At 60.8% G+C, this 18,430-nt stretch carries 18 protein-coding genes; 10 read left to right on the top strand and 8 right to left on the bottom strand.

Going from position 1 to position 18,430, the window contains the following annotated elements; all coding sequences use genetic code 11:
- Position 1: 1 nt before the first annotated feature.
- Both rsxA and LCW13_RS11710 read right to left on the bottom strand, forming a co-directional pair.
- The gene (gene rsxA / locus LCW13_RS11715; RefSeq protein ID WP_043334102.1) at positions 2-583 is read right to left on the bottom strand and encodes an electron transport complex subunit RsxA; all 582 of its coding nucleotides are present in this window, start codon (positions 581-583) and stop codon (positions 2-4) included.
- Between the two features lie 16 nt (positions 584-599).
- Positions 600-890, bottom strand: a complete 291-nt coding sequence (locus LCW13_RS11710; protein ID WP_225346969.1) for a hypothetical protein — start codon at positions 888-890, stop codon at positions 600-602.
- A 29-nt stretch (positions 891-919) separates the two neighbouring features.
- Here LCW13_RS11710 and LCW13_RS11705 point away from each other — a divergent pair, with 29 nt between their 5' ends.
- Positions 920-1,426 carry a DUF3465 domain-containing protein gene (locus tag LCW13_RS11705; protein ID WP_043334103.1) on the top strand — a complete coding sequence of 169 codons (507 nt, stop codon included), beginning with the start codon at positions 920-922 and terminating at the stop codon, positions 1,424-1,426.
- A gap of 124 nt (positions 1,427-1,550) precedes the next feature.
- On the opposite strand, the gene metG is transcribed toward LCW13_RS11705, so the two are convergent.
- Positions 1,551-3,602, bottom strand: a complete 2,052-nt coding sequence (metG, locus tag LCW13_RS11700; RefSeq protein WP_225346968.1) for a methionine--tRNA ligase — start codon at positions 3,600-3,602, stop codon at positions 1,551-1,553.
- 249 nt (positions 3,603-3,851) lie between these two features.
- On the opposite strand from metG, the gene LCW13_RS11695 reads away from it, so the two are divergent.
- The gene (locus LCW13_RS11695) at positions 3,852-4,325 is read left to right on the top strand and encodes a tellurite resistance TerB family protein (protein WP_052384628.1); all 474 of its coding nucleotides are present in this window, start codon (positions 3,852-3,854) and stop codon (positions 4,323-4,325) included.
- A gap of 194 nt (positions 4,326-4,519) precedes the next feature.
- On the opposite strand, the gene LCW13_RS11690 is transcribed toward LCW13_RS11695, so the two are convergent.
- On the bottom strand, positions 4,520-5,197 hold the full coding sequence (locus LCW13_RS11690) for a cell wall hydrolase (RefSeq protein ID WP_082388629.1): 678 nt from the start codon (positions 5,195-5,197) through the stop codon (positions 4,520-4,522).
- A gap of 626 nt (positions 5,198-5,823) precedes the next feature.
- On the opposite strand from LCW13_RS11690, the gene LCW13_RS11685 reads away from it, so the two are divergent.
- From LCW13_RS11685 to LCW13_RS11670, 4 genes are all read left to right on the top strand, one after another.
- Entirely contained in the window at positions 5,824-6,537 is a 714-nt protein-coding gene (locus tag LCW13_RS11685; RefSeq protein WP_225346967.1) for an RNA pseudouridine synthase, read from the top strand.
- A 162-nt stretch (positions 6,538-6,699) separates the two neighbouring features.
- Positions 6,700-7,536, top strand: a complete 837-nt coding sequence (gene apbC, locus LCW13_RS11680) for an iron-sulfur cluster carrier protein ApbC (RefSeq protein WP_225348151.1) — start codon at positions 6,700-6,702, stop codon at positions 7,534-7,536.
- Between the two features lie 125 nt (positions 7,537-7,661).
- Entirely contained in the window at positions 7,662-8,228 is a 567-nt protein-coding gene (gene dcd, locus LCW13_RS11675; protein WP_043334107.1) for a dCTP deaminase, read from the top strand.
- A gap of 388 nt (positions 8,229-8,616) precedes the next feature.
- Positions 8,617-10,584, top strand: a complete 1,968-nt coding sequence (locus tag LCW13_RS11670) for an autotransporter outer membrane beta-barrel domain-containing protein (protein ID WP_225346966.1) — start codon at positions 8,617-8,619, stop codon at positions 10,582-10,584.
- 152 nt (positions 10,585-10,736) lie between these two features.
- Here the strand turns inward: LCW13_RS11670 and purN are convergent, their stop codons facing one another.
- Together purN and purM are read right to left on the bottom strand one after the other, a co-directional pair.
- Positions 10,737-11,513: a phosphoribosylglycinamide formyltransferase gene (gene purN, locus LCW13_RS11665; protein ID WP_054556275.1), complete on the bottom strand. Its 777-nt coding sequence runs from the start codon at positions 11,511-11,513 to the stop codon at positions 10,737-10,739.
- Positions 11,510-12,592, bottom strand: coding sequence for a phosphoribosylformylglycinamidine cyclo-ligase (purM, locus tag LCW13_RS11660; RefSeq protein ID WP_054556274.1), 1,083 nt, complete (start codon positions 12,590-12,592; stop codon positions 11,510-11,512). Before purM ends, purN begins: the two co-directional genes overlap by 4 nt.
- Before the next feature lie 312 nt (positions 12,593-12,904).
- Here purM and LCW13_RS11655 point away from each other — a divergent pair, with 312 nt between their 5' ends.
- The 4 genes from LCW13_RS11655 to LCW13_RS11640 all read left to right on the top strand — a co-directional run bounded on the left by LCW13_RS11655 (position 12,905) and on the right by LCW13_RS11640 (position 16,890).
- Positions 12,905-14,014 (top strand): AI-2E family transporter, encoded by a 1,110-nt coding sequence (locus LCW13_RS11655; protein ID WP_043334110.1) that lies wholly within the window; start codon positions 12,905-12,907, stop codon positions 14,012-14,014.
- Between the two features lie 40 nt (positions 14,015-14,054).
- Complete coding sequence (gene hda, locus LCW13_RS11650; protein ID WP_043334111.1) at positions 14,055-14,753, top strand: DnaA regulatory inactivator Hda; 699 nt, start codon at positions 14,055-14,057, stop codon at positions 14,751-14,753.
- Between the two features lie 126 nt (positions 14,754-14,879).
- Positions 14,880-16,253 (top strand): AAA family ATPase, encoded by a 1,374-nt coding sequence (locus tag LCW13_RS11645; RefSeq protein WP_225346964.1) that lies wholly within the window; start codon positions 14,880-14,882, stop codon positions 16,251-16,253.
- Positions 16,237-16,890 (top strand): HNH endonuclease family protein, encoded by a 654-nt coding sequence (locus tag LCW13_RS11640; protein ID WP_225346963.1) that lies wholly within the window; start codon positions 16,237-16,239, stop codon positions 16,888-16,890. The genes LCW13_RS11645 and LCW13_RS11640 overlap by 17 nt, the downstream gene beginning before the upstream one ends.
- Positions 16,891-16,929: 39 nt before the next feature.
- On the opposite strand, the gene LCW13_RS11635 is transcribed toward LCW13_RS11640, so the two are convergent.
- Both LCW13_RS11635 and LCW13_RS11630 read right to left on the bottom strand, forming a co-directional pair.
- Entirely contained in the window at positions 16,930-17,370 is a 441-nt protein-coding gene (locus LCW13_RS11635; RefSeq protein ID WP_225346962.1) for a secondary thiamine-phosphate synthase enzyme YjbQ, read from the bottom strand.
- A gap of 149 nt (positions 17,371-17,519) precedes the next feature.
- Positions 17,520-18,428 (bottom strand): LysR family transcriptional regulator, encoded by a 909-nt coding sequence (locus tag LCW13_RS11630; RefSeq protein ID WP_043334115.1) that lies wholly within the window; start codon positions 18,426-18,428, stop codon positions 17,520-17,522.
- Between the last annotated feature and the right edge of the window lie 2 nt (positions 18,429-18,430).

The raw sequence follows: 18,430 nt of genomic DNA, 5'->3' as shown, positions 1-18,430 counted from the left end.
GTCAGATCTGCACCAGTCCGGAGAAGCCGAGGAAGGCCAGCGACATCAGGCTGGCGGTGATCATCGCGATGGCCGGCCCCTGGAAGGGACGCGGCACATCGGCGACGGCCAGGCGCTCGCGCATGGCGGCGAACAGTACCAGTACCAGCGAGAAGCCGACGGCCGCGCCGAAGCCGTAGAGCGTGGCTTCCATGAAGCTGGAGTTGCGGTTCAGGGTCAGCAGCGCCACGCCGAGTACCGCACAGTTGGTGGTGATCAGCGGCAGGAAGATGCCCAGCACCTGATAGAGCAGCGGGCTGGTCTTCTTGACCACCATCTCGGTGAACTGCACCACCACGGCGATCACCATGATGAAGGCGATGGTGCGCAGGTACTCGAGCCCCAGCGGCGCGAGGATGAAGTGATAGGTCAGGTAGGCGCACATCGACGACAGCGTGAGCACGAAGGTGGTGGCCAGCGACATGCCCATCGCGGACTCCAGCTTGTTGGAGACACCCATGAAGGGGCACAGGCCGAGGAACTGCACCAGTACGAAATTGTTGACCAGGATGGTGCTGATCAGGATAAGAAGGTATTCACTCATCAGGGGCGTCGCTCGGTCAGGGTGTTTCGAAGGCGCTTCCGTGCTCGCGGCATGCATGAACCGGCACTCGCAGGCGATCAGGGCTGTTGCTGCCGCAAGCTGTCAGGAAGCTGCAGGGCAGGGGATCGTCGAGCGCGGCGGTATTATACGCAAGATGCTGCTGGCCGACAGCCTGTAGCGTGGCAAGCGAGGCGTAGTGTTGCCAGCATGAGACGACCATTGTTTCGCGTTTTTCTTGGTTCTTGAAGTAATAAAGAAGAATTCCTTTATTACTTTTATTGATTGTGGCGTGATCAGAGACTTTCACGTCATCCGGGGTGGCACAAGGAGCGGGATATGCGCAGGACAGGAACACGCGGCCGTCGGCCGTTATGGGTCATTATCCTGGTGGTGGCGATGGCGGGCATCTCGCAGCTGACGGGCAATGGCAATTTCTCGCTCTCCCAGCTGTGGAATGACTTCCAGTCGCCGCAGGCCGAGGCGACGCAGGGGGAAGGCGCCTCCTCGGCGGACGAGAGCCGACTCAGGCGCGCCATCAGTGCCCAGCAGAGTGATGTGCAGGTGCGGGGCGTGGGTGAGGTGACGCGTCTGCTCAGGGATGATCTCAAGGGCAGCCGTCATCAGAAGTTCCTGATCCGGGTCGCGGGCGGCACCACCATTCTGGTGGCGCACAACATCGACCTCGCGCCACGCATCGACAGTCTTCAGGTCGGTGATCGCATCGGCTTCTACGGGGAATATGAGTGGACCGACAAGGGCGGCGTGATCCACTGGACGCATCATGATCCCGGTGGCCGTCATGTGGATGGCTGGCTGGAGCATGCCGGTCGTCGCTATGAGTAGCCGTCCCGCTGACCGGATGTGACGCATGAACGACAACGCCCCGCCAGAGAGTCTCTGGCGGGGCGTTGTGCTGAAGAGCCCTCAGCGTGGTATCGCAAAGAGCCCTCGGCGCATCATCAGTGGATCAAGTGACGCGCTGACCCGGCTTGGCGCCGGTGTGCGGCTCCAGCAGGTAGATGCCTTCGTCGTCACCGGCAGCCAGCACCATGCCCTCTGACACGCCGAAGCGCATCTTGCGCGGCGCCAGGTTGGCGACCATCACCGTCAGGCGACCTTCCAGCGCTTCCGGCGCGTAGGCGGACTTGATGCCGGAGAACACGGTGCGTGTCTCGCCACCGATATCCAGCGTCAGCTTGAGCAGCTTGGCCGCCTTCTCGACGTGCTCCGCCTTGACGATCTTCGCCACGCGCAGGTCGGTCTTCATGAAGGTGTCGAAGTCGATCTCGTCGGCGATCGGGTCGGTGTCGAGCGGGCTCGGCGCGGCCGCGGCTTCTGCCTTGGCGGTGCCGTCCTTGATCTTCTGCTCCTCGACCAGCACTTCGCGCGAGGCTTCGAGCATCTTGTCGATGCGCTCCGGCTCGACGCGCGTCAGCAGCGGCTTGAACTTGTTGATCGCATGATCGGTCAGCACGCTTTCACGGCTGGCCCAGTCGAGGCTCTCGAGGTTCAGGAAGTCGCGTGCCTTGTCGGTCAGCTCCGGAATCACCGGCGCCAGATAGACCATCAGCTGGCGGAACAGGTTGATACCCACGGAGCAGACGTCGAGCACTTCCTGCTCGCGGCCGTCTTCCTTGGCCATCGCCCACGGCGCCTTGTCGGCGATGTAGGTGTTGGCTTCATCGGCCAGCTCCATCACCTTGCGCATGGCGCGCGCGAATTCACGGGCTTCGAAGTCCGCTGCGATGCCTTCGCCAGCGGCGATGAAGCGCTCGACCAGCTCCGGCTCGGCGCAGGTGGCGGACAGCTTGCCGTCGCCGAACTTCTTGACGAAACCGGCGCAGCGGCTGGCGATGTTGACCACCTTGCCGACCAGGTCGGAATTCACGCGGGCGGTGAAGTCGTCGAGGTTGAGGTCGAGATCATCGACGCCGGAGGTCAGCTTGGCGGCGAAGTAGTAGCGCAGGTATTCCGGGTTGAGGAACTGCGCATAGGTGTCGGCCTTGATGAAGGTGCCGCGCGACTTGGACATCTTGGCGCCATTGACGGTCACGAAACCGTGGCAGTTGACGCCAGTCGGGGTGCGCATGCCGGCACCTTCCAGCATCGCCGGCCAGAACAGGGCGTGGAAGTAGACGATGTCCTTGCCGATGAAGTGATAGACCTCGGCGTCGGAATCAGCCTTCCAGTAGCTGTCGAAGTCGATGCCCTGCTTCTCGCACAGGTTCTGGAAGCTGGCGAGGTAGCCGATCGGCGCGTCCAGCCACACGTAGAAGTACTTGCCCGGCGCGTCGGGAATCTCGAAGCCGAAGTAGGGCGCATCGCGGGAGATGTCCCACTCGGCCAGACCCGCCTCGAACCATTCCTGCAGCTTGTTGGAAATCTGGCTCTGCACACGGCCGCTCTTGGTCCACTCCTGCAGGAAATCGGCGAAGTTCGGCAGCTTGAAGAAGTAGTGGGTGGACGTGCGCATTTCCGGCGTGGCGCCGGAGATGGCCGAGACCGGATCGATCAGCTCGGCCGGCGTGTAGGCCGCGCCGCAGGCTTCACAGTTGTCGCCGTACTGGTCTTCGGTCTTGCACTTCGGGCAGGTGCCCTTGATGAAGCGGTCGGCGAGGAACAGGCCCTTGACCGGATCGAACATCTGCTCGATATCGCGTGTGGCGATATGACCGGCATCGCGCAGCGCCAGATAGATGCGCTCGCTGTGGGCGCGGTTTTCCGGCGAGTGGGTGGAGTGATAGTTGTCAAAGCCGACGCCGAACTTGGCGAAGTCGGCCTGATGCTCGTCACTCACACGCTGGATCAGCTGCTCGGCGGTGATACCTTCCTGCTCGGCACGCAGCATGATGGCGGTGCCGTGGGCATCATCGGCGCACACGTAATGGCATTCGTGGCCACGGCTTTTCTGGAAGCGTACCCAGATGTCGGTCTGGATGTACTCAAGCAGGTGACCCAGGTGGATCGACCCATTGGCATAGGGCAGGGCACTGGTAACCAGAATCTTGCGCGCTGACATGAGGCCTCGTCTTGACGGTAAAGGGCGCCTGCTGCGCACTGCGCAGCCACTCGCCGGGATGACTCGTGATAAGGGGCGAACGCATCGCCCCGTCGGGATGGGCGCTACTATATCGCGAAGGTGCGGGCGGCGCGAAGGGCGCGTCGCGTCACCGGCAACGCTGGCGTGCGCAACTGCGAGGTTGCAACCCGTGCCGCTGCCCTCATGAAGGATTCAAGGACACTACATTTTCCGTTCCTGGAGGTCAGCATGCCAGCACAGCTATCCGTCGCCGGTCAGATCAATCGTCTCATCCGCCAGGTGATGATGCCCGGCAGCAATGCCCGTCCCAACGAGGAGCCCGGCCCGGAACTCGCCATGGCCGTGCTGATGTTCGAGGTGGTACGTGCCGATGACCATCTCGATGTGCGCGAACGTGAAGCCCTGGCGCGCCAGCTGGCCGAGCGCTTCTCGCTGGGGGATGAGGAACTTGCCAGCCTGCTGACCCAGGCCGAACAGGATGCCGAGCAGGCCACGGACCACTACCGCTTCGTCAAGCAACTCAATGAGCACATGAGCCTTGAGGAGCGCAGCGAGCTGATCGGCATGCTCTGGGAGCTGGCCTACGCCGATGGCGAGCTGGACCCGCAGGAAGAGCATCGCATCCGCCGTCTTGCCGGCCTGTTGCATGTCAGCCACAGCGAGTTCATCCGCACCAAGCTGGCGGCACAGCCAGACACCTGATCCGTCAGGCGTCTTATATACGTTCCCCTATCCAAGCGTCCCTGCCTGGACTCCCCTGTCCAGACACCGCTATTCAGGCATCCCCAAACACGACGCCCCCGTTGCCAATGGCAGCGGGGGCGTCGTGTTTGCGGCTTTGGGTCGCAGTGTCGGCTGGCTCTCAGCAGCGGTCATCCAGCAGCAACGGCTCGCACTCAGTTGCGATAGAACAGGTGCTGACCGATGCGCGCGGTGCGCACGAAGCGCTTGGCCCAGTAGGGTGTGGCGTAGCGGGCGTGGAAGTAGAGGGCGCCGTCGGTGACGTCTTCCAGCTGATGGTTGAGCGCCTGGCGGGCCACGTCGCGTGCCTCGGCGTAGGCGGCGGGTTCGCGAATGCGGTCGGAGCGACCGTCACACCACCAGGAGAACTGGCAGCTGCCGCTTTCGCCACCCTGCTTGACCACGCCGCACAGGCTATCGGGGAAGCGCGGGTCGGCGGCGCGATTGATTACCACATTGACGATGCCCTGCATGCCGCTTCTGCCTTCGCCCTTGGCTTCCCAGTAGGCGGCACGCGCCAGGCAGGTCAGCGGGTCATCCACCGGTCGCTGGCCGTTGGGGTCGATCGCCTTGGCGCCGGCCTTGCTGAGCAGCAGGTTCTCGGGCACATCGCTCTCGCCTTGCACCAGCAGGCTTTCCAGCCGTTCGGCCTTGACGGCTGCCTTGGCCGCGGTGGTCGGTGCGGCAGGCGCGTCCGAGGCGTGCGGCGCGGAGCAGCCCGCGGCCAGCGTCAGGCCGAAGATCAGTACCAGATGACGAAGCGTGCGTGCACTGCTGATGGCGTAGCGCCGAGTGTGAGTCAGTGGGCGGCGCGATGTGAGGGGTAAACGCATGCAAGATACCTGTGAACGTGGCCTGGGAAGCGCAGCAAGGCGGGATGGCGCGCAGGGTCAATCCGGGTTGATCGCACGCCTTCGGCTGGCGAGTCACTGACGGAGACTGAAGCGTTGGCCACCGGCTTCCTCGGTAGCGACAGTCGACGCGCAAGCGCATCAGTTTGCCTGACCCTGACCTTGTATGGCCCAGAGTGAGCTTCAACGCAACTCTGACGCTTTGCTGCGCAAAGGGTTCCGCAACTATCATCACGCGGTTGCGTAGTGATGACGATGACGCGGGTAGCCCATCGTGCCTGCCAGCGCATGATCAGGCGTGCCAGAGGCAGCCGGATCACTTGCGCCAGAGGGGCGGATGGCCAGGCATAGTGGATCAGATGCGCTGGCGGAGAGCGTCGCAGGACCTGGTAAGGCGCATCAAATGATCTTCTGAGGCGCCGCCGCGCCGATTTCTGGCCACGCAGCCTAGCATCTTCAGCGCGTCTCGTCCGTGCCATCCTCGGCGCATGCCGTTATCATGGCGGGCTAGCCTTGATGACCCTGTCAGGCTGTCCCACTTCTTTTTATCTGCGCTTCTGCGTGCTGCTGCTCTGCCTGTTGCCTGCGTCGCTGCCTCGAGAGTCCCCATGACCGAACCCGTCCGTCTTTCCAAGTTTCTGGCCCATCAGCAGGGCATCTCGCGTCGTGAGGCCGAGCATCTCATCGCCAAGGGGGTGGTACGTGTCGCGGGCGAGATCGTGGAAGCGCCTTTCTTCAAGGTCACCGATGAGGAAGTCACCGTCGATGAAGGCGCCAGCATGGCACCCATCGAGCCGCTGACCCTAGTCTGGTATCAGCCGCCGGGCACGCCGCTGCCGGACCCGCTGACCCTGCGTGACGGCGCGCCGCGCAGTGCGCTCGACAACAGCGGTGCCGACTGGCTCAAGGTGCATTTCCTGTCCCAGCAGCCGCTGGCTGAGCTCGGCGAGGACGAATCCGGTCTCGCGGTGTGGTCACAGAACCGTGGCGTGATCCGCAAGCTGGGCGATGACCTGGACCAGCTGGAGCAGGAATACGTCGTCGAAGTGGAAGGAACGCTGGACGACGAAGGCCTCAAGCGTATCGGCTTCGCGCTGTGCGCCGACATTCGCGGCCGCAAGCCCAAGGTCAGCGTCAGCTGGCAGAGCGACACCCGCCTGCGCATCGCCATGAAGCGGGTGCCGGTGGGCGGTATCCGCGGCGCGGTCGAGGAGCAGGGCCTCAAGGTGATCGAGGTGCGTCGTCTGCGTCTGGGCGCGATTCTGCTCGGTCGCATGGCGCCGGGCGAGTGGCGCTTCCTGCCGGTCGACGTGCGCTTCTGAGGCGTGCGCTTCTGATTTGCGCCCAAGGCCATGGCTTCCTGAGGCATGGCTTCCATGGACATGCTTCATCGGCTTGGCCCGTGTAGCGGTGGCAGGCATACTGTGCCCATCGTGTTCCACGGCTTTTTTCGCTGACAGTTCAGACGCCTGCGCGCCACATTCATCGCGCCGCGCAGGCCGTCACAGGAGTTTCAAGGTATGGAAGGTATCAAGCACATTGTCGCGGTCGCTTCCGGCAAGGGTGGCGTCGGCAAGTCCACCGTCACCGCCAATCTGGCGCTGGCTTTGGCGGCGGAGGGTCTCAAGGTCGGCCTGCTGGACGCCGATATCTATGGCCCGAGTCAGGCGCAGATGTTCGGCGTGCCGACCGGTCAGCGTCCGGAGATGGCCGGTGAGCAGGTCTTCAGCCCCATCGAGGCGCATGGCATCAAGACCATGTCGATGGCCTATCTGGTCGACGTGAAGGACCCGATGGTCTGGCGTGGCCCGATGGTCGCCGGTGCCTTCCAGCAGCTGCTCAACCAGACCGCCTGGGGCGAGCTTGATGTGCTGCTGATCGACATGCCGCCGGGCACCGGTGACATCCAGCTGACCCTGTCGCAGAAGGTGCCGGTCTCCGGTGCCGTCATCGTCACCACGCCGCAGGACATCGCACTGCTGGATGCCCAGAAGGGCATCGAGATGTTCCGCAAGGTCAAGGTGCCGGTGCTGGGGGTGGTCGAGAACATGAGCACTCACACCTGCAGCCAGTGTGGCCACAGCGAAGCGGTCTTCGGCGCGGGCGGGGGTGAGCGTATCGCCGATGAGTACCAGACTCGCCTGCTGGGCCAGCTGCCGCTGACCCTGAGCATTCGCGAGAATGCCGATGGCGGTCGCCCGAGCGTGATCGCGGAGCCGGACGGCGAAGTGGCCGCGAGCTTCCGCGCCATCGCCCGTCAGGTCTCCGAGTCACTGGAAGGTGCCGGTGCGGACGAAGGGCCGAGCATCAGCTTCAGCTGAGCCCGACACGCCAGGCGCCAGCCGCGCGTGCCGAGGTTTCCAGCGACACAGCGGGCCGGTATCATGCTGGCCCGCGTTTCATGGCGCTCACGCGTCTCTCCCCATCAGTCAGTCAGGTACGCTCGATGAGCATCAAATCCGACAAGTGGATCCGTCGCATGGCCGAAAGCCACGACATGATCGAACCCTTTGAGCCCGATCAGGTGCGCTTTCACGATGAGCGCCGTGTGATTTCCTACGGCACCTCCAGTTACGGCTACGATGTGCGCTGCTCGGATGAGTTCAAGGTCTTCACCAACATCCATTCGGCGACGGTGGACCCCAAGCACTTCGACGAGAAGAGCTTCGTGGACGTGAAGGGCGATTCCTGCGTGATTCCGCCCAACTCCTTCGCGCTGGCCCGTACCATCGAGTACTTCCGCATTCCGCGTAACGTGCTGACCATCTGCCTGGGCAAGTCCACCTACGCGCGTTGCGGCATCATCGTCAACGTGACGCCGCTGGAGCCGGAGTGGGAAGGCCACGTCACCCTCGAGTTCTCCAACACCACCAACCTGCCGGCGCGTATCTACGCCAACGAAGGCGTGGCGCAGATGCTGTTCCTCGAGTCCGATGAAGTCTGCGAGACCAGCTACAAGGATCGCGGCGGCAAGTATCAGGGCCAGCGTGGCGTGACTCTGCCGCGTACCTGATACCCCTTGCTGCTCGCTTGGGGACTGCGTTCACGCAAGTGACCCGCACGCCGCAGGCCAAGAGTGCGGCAAGACAAGAGTGTGGCAAGACAAGAGTGTGGCAAGCCAAGAGCGCCTCCTTCGGGAGGCGCTTTTTTTGTGCCTGCTCGTGGCGAAGTGTGCCTGCTCGTGGCGATGTGTGCCGACGGTGGCAAGAAAGAGACAACGGTGGCAAGAGAGACGCCGATGGCAGGTAGCGAGAACGTGACATGCTCGCAAGGCGCTGAGTCTTAGCCGGAAGTTGAACGAAACATGTGATTCAATCACTCGTTTTATTGCCTATGCTTGTCTGCAGGCCACCCCCAGAGTGGCTGCAGGACGGATACCTCCCACAAGCAAGGGGCACGCCATGCCATCGCGTTCACATCGCGCTGTATTCCCTCCGGCCAGCGCCAGCGGTCTGGTCCGACGTTTCACTCTCACGAGTCTCGCTCTCGCCATCAGCACCACCTTGCTGGCGACTCCCGCGCAGGCCTATTCCAATCTCTATCTCTTCGGCGACAGCCTGAGCGATTCCGGGCAGTTCCCCGATACCACCCTGGGCGGCCTCAACAGTCTGCGTTTCACCAACCGCAGCGGCCCGGATTATGAAAATTCGGCCTATGGCAGCGTCTCGACCCAGCTGCTGGGCACGGAACTGGGGCTGGCGGCAGAGCCTTCCACCTCGGTGATCTATCAGCTGGCCGGCTTCAGTGACGGCACCAACTACGCGGTGGGTGGCTATACCACGGCGCAGATTCTGGCCTCGGTGACCGACGAGGATGGCTCCGAGGTGGTCATCCCGCCGGGAAGTACCGGCGCGGGCACGGTGCTCAGGGTCGAGGATGGCTATCTGGTCAGCACCGGCGGCAGTGCCGACTCGGACGCCCTCTATTACGTCAACGGCGGTGGCAACGACTTCCTGCAGGGCGTGATCACCTCGCCGACCACGGCGGTCGCCTCCGCCGGCAATCTGGCCTCCGCGGTGGAGGCGCTGGCAGCGGCGGGTGCCACCACCATCATGGTTTCCAATCTGCCGGATGTCGGCAGCACCCCGGCCGGCCAGTCAGCGGGGATCTCCGCGCTGGTAGACGTCTTTAATGATGCGCTGGGCGCGCGACTGGCGGCGCTGGATGGCGAGGTCAACATCATCCGCCTGGATACCGTCGGCATTCTCGAGGAGGTGCTGGCCTCGCCGGCCGAGTTCGGCTTCGCCAGCGATGTGCCGCTGACCCAGGTGTGTTTCTCGGACAGCTGCAATGTCACGCCCTACGGGCTGGGCGGCGCCGCGGAAGACCCCGACAAGCTGCTGTTCAATGATGGCGTGCACCCGACCACCGCTGGCCAGGAGATTCTGGCCGACTACGCCTATGCGATGCTCGCCGCGCCCTCGGTGCTGGGGCTGGCGCCGCAGCTGGGCACGGGCGCGCTCAATGCCAGTCAGCGCAGCCTCGGCGATGAATTGCGCCCGGGCGCGCAGGACAGGCGCTCCGGGGAGGGCGTACGCGTGTTCGCCATCGGCTCGGCCAGTGGCGGCACCGGCGATGGCGAGACTTCCAGCGGCCAGCAGGGCTTTGACAGCGAGCAGCGCGGTGCGGGTGTCGGTGTGATGCTGCCGCTGGACAACGCGCTCGGCCAGGCCTGGGGCGGCGTTGCCGTCAGTCAGCGCAATGCGGACTTCGATGTCGATGATGGCAGCGAGCTTGAGCTGGAAGGCCGGGTGTTCAGCCTGTTCGCGCGTCAGCAGCTGGGCAGGTTTGGCGTCCAGGCGGTGGCCAGCTACGGCGACTTCGATTACGACCTCGACCGCCATGTCGCACTGGGCCAGTCATCGCGCACCCTGTCCGGTGAGACCGATGGCGATGGCTTCAGCGCCGAGGCGCGTCTCGATTATCGCCTCACCGCCGCCGATTCACTGTGGTACAACGCGCCCTTCGTGGCCTACCGCCATACCGAGTCCGACATCGATGGCTACACCGAATCCGGCTCTGCCGCCAACGCCCTGAGCGTCTCGGATCAGACGCTGCGCGATCGCCGTGTCGAGGCCGGCTTCATGGTCGACCGCGCCATCGCGGAGGGCTTCGGCCTCTATGGTGAGCTGGCCTACGGCAAGCGTCTGGATGACGATGCTGACAGTGCCGAGGTGCGCCTGGCGAGCCTGCCGACCAATGCCTACCGCGCCGAAGATCTCGATCGCGGCAGCGACAACTACCTGCGTGTCGATGGCGGCTGGCGCATGCAGCTGGGCCGCAATGCCATGCTGCATCTGGGTGCCGGCATCGAGACCTGGGATGAGGTGACGGCGCGCGGGGAGGTGGGGGTGAGTTACACCTTCTGAAAGCGAAAGCCGATGAGAGAAGTGAATCAGTAGAAACAAGAAGACCCCGCGACATCGGCATGTCGCGGGGTCTTCTGTTTTCAGCTCGCTGTCAGCGCGCCATCAGCTTGCTATCAGATCAGTCAGCCTTGCCAGCAAGGCAGCGCCACTGATCAGTCTTCTTCGCCTTCCGGCAGCTCATCGCTGAGTTCTTCTTCCACATCGGCGTGGGAGAGGCGCAGACCGCCCACCGGCAGGTTGTGGCCGTCGAGCTTGGCCACTTCACCGTCGAGCTTCAGGCGGCCTTCGAGGAACCAGCGCACCGCGATCGGGTAGATCAGATGCTCACGCGTGTGCACGCGCTCCTTGAGGCTGGCTTCGTCATCGCCTTCCAGCACGTTGGCGACGGCCTGGATCGCGACCGGACCACCGTCGAGCTCCTCGGTGACGAAGTGCACGCTGGCGCCGTGTTCCTTTTCGCCGGCTTCCAATACCTTGCGATGGGTATCAAGCCCCGGCCAGGCCGGCAGCAGCGACGGGTGAATGTTCATCAGACGCCCGAAGAAGTACTGCACGAACAGCGGCGACAGGATACGCATGAAGCCGGCCAGCACGATGAGGTCCGGTTCATGACGCTCGATCACCTTGATCAGCGCGGCGTCATAATGCTCGCGGGACTCATACTCCTCATGCGGTAGCGCCACGGCATCGACGCCGGCGTCGCGCGCACGCACCAGGCCGTAGGCATCGGCCTTGTTGGAGATGACCGCGACCACGTCGCCACCCAGCTCGTCGTGTTCCTGTGCTTCCAGCAGCGCCTGCAGATTGCTGCCGCTGCCGGAAATCAGTACCACGACGCGCGGGCGAACCGGCGCATCGTCCGCCTCGAAACCGTTGCCGAAGCCGCCGAGAGTGTCACCGTTGGAGGCGTTGGTATTCGGTTCGATCATGCGGACAGATTCTCCAGCTGGACCTGCTCTTCCATGCCGTTGCGGGCGCGGATGCTGCCGAGGGTGAAGACGGTCTCGCCCTGGGCTTCCAGGTGAGCGCGCGCGGCGGTGGCGTCGGATTCAGCGACGACCACGACCATGCCGACACCGCAGTTCAGCACGCGGTGCATCTCGTGTTCTTCGACGTTGCCCTGCTGCTGCAGCCAGTCGAAGACGGCCGGACGCTTCCAGCTGGCGACGTCGATCTCGGCGGTGCAGTCTTCCGGCAGCACGCGCGGGATGTTCTCGAGCAGGCCGCCACCGGTGATGTGGGACATGGCGTGCACGGATAGGCCGCTTTCCTTGAGCAGCGACAGCAGCGGCTTGACGTAGATGCGCGTCGGCGCCATCAGGGCGTCAGCCAGCGGCTGGCCGTCGATTTCCTGCTCCAGCAGAGAGGCATCGGCGACTTCGAGAATCTTGCGGATCAGCGAGTAGCCGTTGGAGTGCGGGCCGGAGGAGGCCAGACCCAGAATCACGTCGCCTGCGCCGACCTTCTTGCCGTCGAGGATCTCGGACTTCTCGACCACACCGACGCAGAAGCCGGCCAGGTCGTAGTCGCTGCCTTCGTACATGCCCGGCATTTCAGCGGTTTCGCCGCCGACCAGCGCGCAGCCGGACTGCAGGCAGCCTTCGCCGATACCGGTGACGACGTCAGCGGCGATGTCGATGTCGAGCTTGCCGGTGGCGTAGTAATCGAGGAACTGCAGCGGCTCGGCACCAGCGACCACCAGATCATTGACGCACATGGCGACAAGATCGATGCCGATGGTGTCGTGACGGTTGAGGTCCATGGCCAGGCGCAGCTTGGTGCCCACGCCATCGGTGCCGGTGACCAGCACGGGCTGGCGGTAGCCTGCGGGCAGTTCGCACAGGGCGCCGAAGCCACCCAGACCACCCATCACTTCCGGGCGGTGAGTGCGCTTGGCGACACCCTTGATGCGTTCGACGAGGGCGTTGCCTGCATCGATATCGACACCTGCATCCTTGTAGCTCAAGGAAGTCTTGCTGGGCGAGGAGTCCTGGGGGCGTTGCGTCATGTGAGGTTCCTGTCGGTGCGGCCTGGGCGGTGAGACACGATCGATCGCGGGAAAAGAAAGGCGGCCATTGTAGCATTGCGCTTCGCGGCTGACACTGTGCCGATTCACAAAACCGCATCAAAATGTGAAAAGGCCGCCACGCCAGTCATGGCAGGCCTTGTCGCACCTTGGATGGCGCCGGGGGAGGCAATGTCAGACGCGTGAGCGGCGCGTGTCTTGTGGGTGACTCGGCGACAGGCAACAATGGGTGATGCGTGCGCCGTCGGCAGTCAGCCGTCACGAGTGCCCCACGGCTTGTCTCAAGGAGTGAAGATGCAGCGTAAATGGTGGTTGCTGGCCGCAGGCGTGGCCTTCCTCGGCCTGTTGGTGATGCTCGAACCGATTCTGATGCCGTTCTTCATCGGCATGATTCTCGCCTATCTGGGTGACCCGCTGGCCGACTGGCTGGAAGACAAGGGCCTGTCGCGCCATCTGGCGGTCACGCTGGTGTTCAGCGTGCTCTCGGTGGTGCTGTTGATCGCACTGCTGGTGCTGGTGCCGCTGCTCGGGCGTCAGCTGGCGCAGTTGATCAGCTTCATGCCGGTGGTCTTCAACTGGATACGCGAGACGGTGTTGCCGGAAATCCAGTCATTCACCGGGCTGGATTTTAGCGCCGACTTCGATCAGGTCCGCTCGCTGCTGCTGGGCAACTGGAAAGAGACCGGCACCTTCGCCGCCGCGCTTCTGGGCACCGTCTCCAAGTCCGGGCTGGCGATGGCCATCTGGCTGGGCAATCTGGCGCTGATTCCCGTCGTCACCTTCTATCTGCTGCTCGACTGGGACCGCATGAAGGAGAAACTGCAGGGCCTGCTGCCGCGTCATATGGAGCCCACCGCCACGCGTCTGGCGCATGACTGTGATGAGGTGCTGGGTGCCTTCCTGCGCGGGCAGCTGCTGGTGATGCTGAGTCTGGGCATCGTCTATGCCATTGGCCTGGCGATCATCGGGCTCAAGTTCGCGCTGTTGATCGGCCTGGTGGCGGGGCTTGCCAGCATCGTGCCGTATCTGGGCGTCATCGTGGGGATCCTGATCGCGGCGACGGTGGCCTTCTTCCAGTTTGGCGAGTGGTGGGCACTGCTGGCGGTCGGCGGGGTCTTCGCGCTCGGTCAGCTGCTGGAAGGCGTGGTGCTGCAGCCGCTGCTGCTGGGCGACAAGATCGGCCTGCATCCGGTCGCGGTCATCTTCGCGGTGATGGCGGGTGGCCAGCTGTTCGGCTTTACCGGCATTCTATTGGCCTTGCCGGTAGCGGCCGTGATCATGGTGCTCTTGCGTTATCTGCATGATCGCTATAAAAACAGTACTTTATATGACCAACAGCGTGATTCTCGCCCCGCGGTGGCAGCCGATCAGCCAGCACCGCCGGCGGCAGAGGATACCCAGTGATCGAGAGACGAGATCACGGCAACAACAATCAGCATGACGGATGGCAATGACTCAGGGACAGATGGCACTCGGCGTCGGGGTACGTGACGCCGCGACCTTCGACAACTACCACTTCACCTCGACCTCGCTGGCGGAGGCCCTCAAGGGGCAGCTTGCCGACGGCGGGGAGCCCTTCGTCTATCTGTGGGGCGGCGAGCAGAGTGGGCGTAGCCATCTGTTGCAGGCGGCCTGTCATCTGGCGGGCGAGCAGGGCAAGCGTGCCTTCTATCTGCCGCTCAATGAGCTGGGTCACTTCCCGCCGCACATGCTCGAAGGGCTGGATGAGATGGACCTGGTCGCCATCGATGACCTGGATGTGGTGATCGGTCGTCAGCGCTGGGAAGAGGCGCTGTTCCACCTCTACAACCGCCTGCGTGACGGCGGGCGGCATCTGCTGGTCAGCGCCAGCTGCGCACCGCGGCTGCTGCCCGTCATCCTGCCGGATCTCGCCTCACGGCTCTCCTGGGGTGTCACCTTCCACCTCTCGGGGCTGGATGACGCCCAGCGCCTCGAAGCGCTCAAATTGCGTGCACGTGATCACGGCCTTGCACTGCCCGACGAAGTCGCCCGTTACATCCTGCATCGCGGGCCGCGCAGCCTGCCGGGCCTGTTCGCGGCGATGAGCGAACTCGACAACGCCTCGCTCTCCGCCCAGCGCAAACTGACCATTCCCTTCGTCAAGCAGACGCTCGGCTGGTAAACCTCTATACTTACTCTAAAGCCTATAGATTTAATTTTAAGGTCTATAATTAATGGATGATTCTGAGTTGTTGTTTGCGTTTCAAACAATTGGGTAATTGACTTTTTAGTGATTTCGGGGGGTGTTATGGAAGTTAAAAGTATAAGACTTAACAATATAGGACGTTTTAAGGAGCTTACGGTGCCTTTGGCTCCTACACCCGATGCTCCGTCGAATATAACAGTTCTTATTGGTAATAATGGAGCTGGCAAAACATCAATATTACGTTCCTTGGCAACGTCGATGAGCTGGCTTGTCTCTCGTCTCCGTACCCTAAAGGGTAGTGGTAGTCCAATACCTGAGGAGGTCATTCTTAATGAAGCATCTTCTGGTAGTGTCAATGTGTTTGTTGTTAACGATTTTGGCCGATTTTCAAGTGATGAAGCAGATATAGAGAGTAGTTGTTTTAATTGGACTATAGCTAAAGTTAAGAAGGGCAAGAAAGGGTTTCACACTAGTGATTTGCATGAAGTTGGGCTTTTAGCCGACGCCTACAAGGAATTGTTGTCTTCTAATAAGTTAGCTAGCTTACCTCTTATAGCATTTTATCCAGTTGAGAGGGTTGTATTGGATATACCTTTAAAAATTAAGGAGAAACATACTTTTCTCCAGCTAGATGGTTATGATAACTCCTTGAATCAGGGCGTGGATTTTCGTCGCTTTTTTGAATGGTTCCGCGAGAGAGAAGATGCAGAGAATGAGTCAGGTATTTCCGAGGAAATATTAAATCACTTGATGGATCGTTTTGGTCGAGACCCGGATTTTAGAGAGACGTTACAAGAATTAAACTCTACATCCCGAGATAGTCAGCTAACGGCTGTTAGAAAAGCCATAAGTAGCTTCATGACTGGCTTTAATAATCTGCAAGTAAGAAGAAAGCCGCGACTGCATATGTCGATAGATAAAGATGGAAAAACTTTAAATGTGTTGCAGCTATCGCAAGGGGAGAAATCATTAATGGCCTTGGTTGGCGATATAGCAAGACGCTTAGCCATGATGAATCCATCGATGGATAATCCACTTGAGGGTGATGGTGTTGTTCTAATTGATGAAGTGGATATGCACCTACATCCTACTTGGCAACGCAATATTATTAGTAAGCTAGCCTCAACTTTTCCGAACTGTCAGTTTATTGTTACTACTCATTCTCCTCTTGTTATTAGTGAGTGTAAAGATGCTCTTGTATATTCTGTTGAAAGTGACGGATTAGTACAAGTTCAATCACAATATGGGCAGGATGCTAACTCTGTATTATTAGATGTCATGAATACTCATGCTAGAAACGCTAATGTCACTAAACAAATAAGCGATATTCTGGACTTAATATATGATGGCTTGATTAGTGAAGCTAGAGTGAAGCTTGCAGACTTAAGTGAAAATATTCCAAGCGATAATATAGAGCTGGCTCGGTTGAAGCTTTTACTGCGAAAGAAGGAATTAAAGAGTGATAAAAATATCTAAAGGGCAACCACCACAAAGCTTTATAAAATGGATCTCTTCAAAACCTAAAAATAAAAATGAAAACGAATGGTTTAAAGAGCTATTCCAGCAGGGAAAGTGGGATATTGTTGGAGATTTAAGTTTTAAAAATGCTGAAGAGCAATTTTTTATTTGTTGTTATTGTTGTGATTATGTTTCTGGGGATAGTTCGGATACTAAGAATGAACACGTGGTCGCAAGAGATATTGCTCCTGAAAAAAGTTTAGATTACACCAATATATTGGCGAGTTGTAATAAGTTAAGGCAGTGTGATCATGCACATGGTAATAAGGCATTACCTCTTACTCCTTTGATGCCTGAGTGTGAGACTGAGTTTAATTTCAAGTTGAGCGGTCGAGTTGAGGGCCTAACTGATAGAGCTACTGAAGCTATCAATGTACTGAATTTAGGTAAAGATGAAAATGCTAATAAATCTTTAGTCGAGAAGCGGAAGAAAATTATTAACGATCTGCTTTGGGCTAATGGAGTAGATCCAAGTGAAGGGCTTGAGGATGAAGAACTTATTGAAATGATTGTTGAAGAGATTATGACGCCAGTAGAAGGTAAACTTACTCCTTTCGCACCCATATTGGTAAATGTTATGAGAGGGTGGCTTTGATGTAGAAATTATTGCTGTAGGATTTTTACGATATCAATTCTAGTTCTGAAGCACCCCACTTAATGTCAAGAACAACACACGATTGCCGCCGTGGTCACGGTGTTCACCAAGCCAGATGCCTTGCCAGGTGCCGAGGGTGAGGCGGTTGACGCCGCGGCGGGCTTCGACGGGCAGAGTGAGCTGGGTGCCGAGCAGGCTGGCGAGCACGTGGGCAGGCATGTCGTCATCACCTTCGAGCGTGTGGCGGAAGTAGGGCAGGTTGCCGGGCACCAGGCGGCGCAGGAAGGCGTCCATGTCGTGGCGCACGTCGGGGTCGGCGTTCTCGTTGAGCGTCAGCGAGGCGGAGGTGTGCAGCAGCTGCACATGCAGCAGGCCGACACTGACCGGCGGCATCTCGGCCAATGCCTGCTCCACCTCGTCACTGATGAGATGAAAACCGCGCTTGCGGGCGGAGAGGGTGAGAGTGTCGCGTTGCCACATGAGAAGCCCTGCCTGTCGTTGATTCAGTACATGCTAAACATGACAAGCCAGAACGCAAAAGGCCAGCCCCTGAGGGCTGGCCTTTTTTGCTGCGTGCCGCGCTGATTCATGTCACCACGAGGGTGAGAGCCAGCGTTGCAAAGCTTGAATCAACCGGCAGTGGTGGCGGCTTCGCTGACGGTGCGGCGGGCGGCCTTGGCGGTGACGCGTTCCGGCTCTGACTTGCCGATCTCGCGGGCGAGCCAGTCGGCGAGCATGCGCACGCGGGTCGGGATCGGGCCACGCGGCAGCAGCATGCCGATCTCGACCGGCGGGATCTCGCTGCATTCCAGACGCTTGAAGGACTGGCCGTTGCGCTCGCTGAGGGTGTTGACCCAGTCGGTCGGCAGCACGGCACGAATCAGGCCATCGGCCACGTAGTCGGTGAGGACTTCGAGGTCATCTGACTGGATGTGATTCGGGCGCGGGTCTTCCGGGTGACGCGAGAGGGAGGTGCCGGACACCAGCGGTTCCAGCTCGCCCCACGGCAGTTCTTCCGGGTTCTCGACGTGAGAGGCCGCGTAGGCCGCCTGATGCCAGTGGGTCAGCGGGCGGAAGACGTGGGTGCTGCCGGCCAGATGCGGGAAGCCGATCACCAGGTGCGGCTGATTCTCGAGAATCTCGCGGCCGTTGTGCCACAGCTTCAGCTTGATATCGACGCCTTCGTGTTCCGACAGGAAGCTGGTCAGCGCGTGACCCAGGAAGTGACGACCCAGCGACGGCGTGGCGTGGATACGGATGGTACCGGTGAGGTCTGACTGGCGGTCTTCGATGGCGCGGTGCGCTTCATCATCGAGATTGGCCATCGAGCGTGCGTATCGGTAAAGGGTCTCGCCGGCTTCTGACAGGCGAATGCCACGATGACCACGCTCGACCAGGCGAGTGCCGAAACGGCCCTCAAGGGCGTCGAGACGACGGCTGACGGTGGACTTGGGCAGGCGCAGACGTTCTGCTGCGCGGGACAGGCTGCCGAGGTCTGCGACCATCAGGAAGGTGTTGTAGGCGTCGATATCGCTCATCG

Origin of the sequence: Cobetia amphilecti, from assembly GCF_020217465.1 — a bacterium.
In the GTDB taxonomy this organism is placed as follows: Bacteria; Pseudomonadota; Gammaproteobacteria; order Pseudomonadales; family Halomonadaceae; genus Cobetia; species Cobetia amphilecti.
This window is presented reverse-complemented; position numbering and strand designations above follow the sequence as displayed.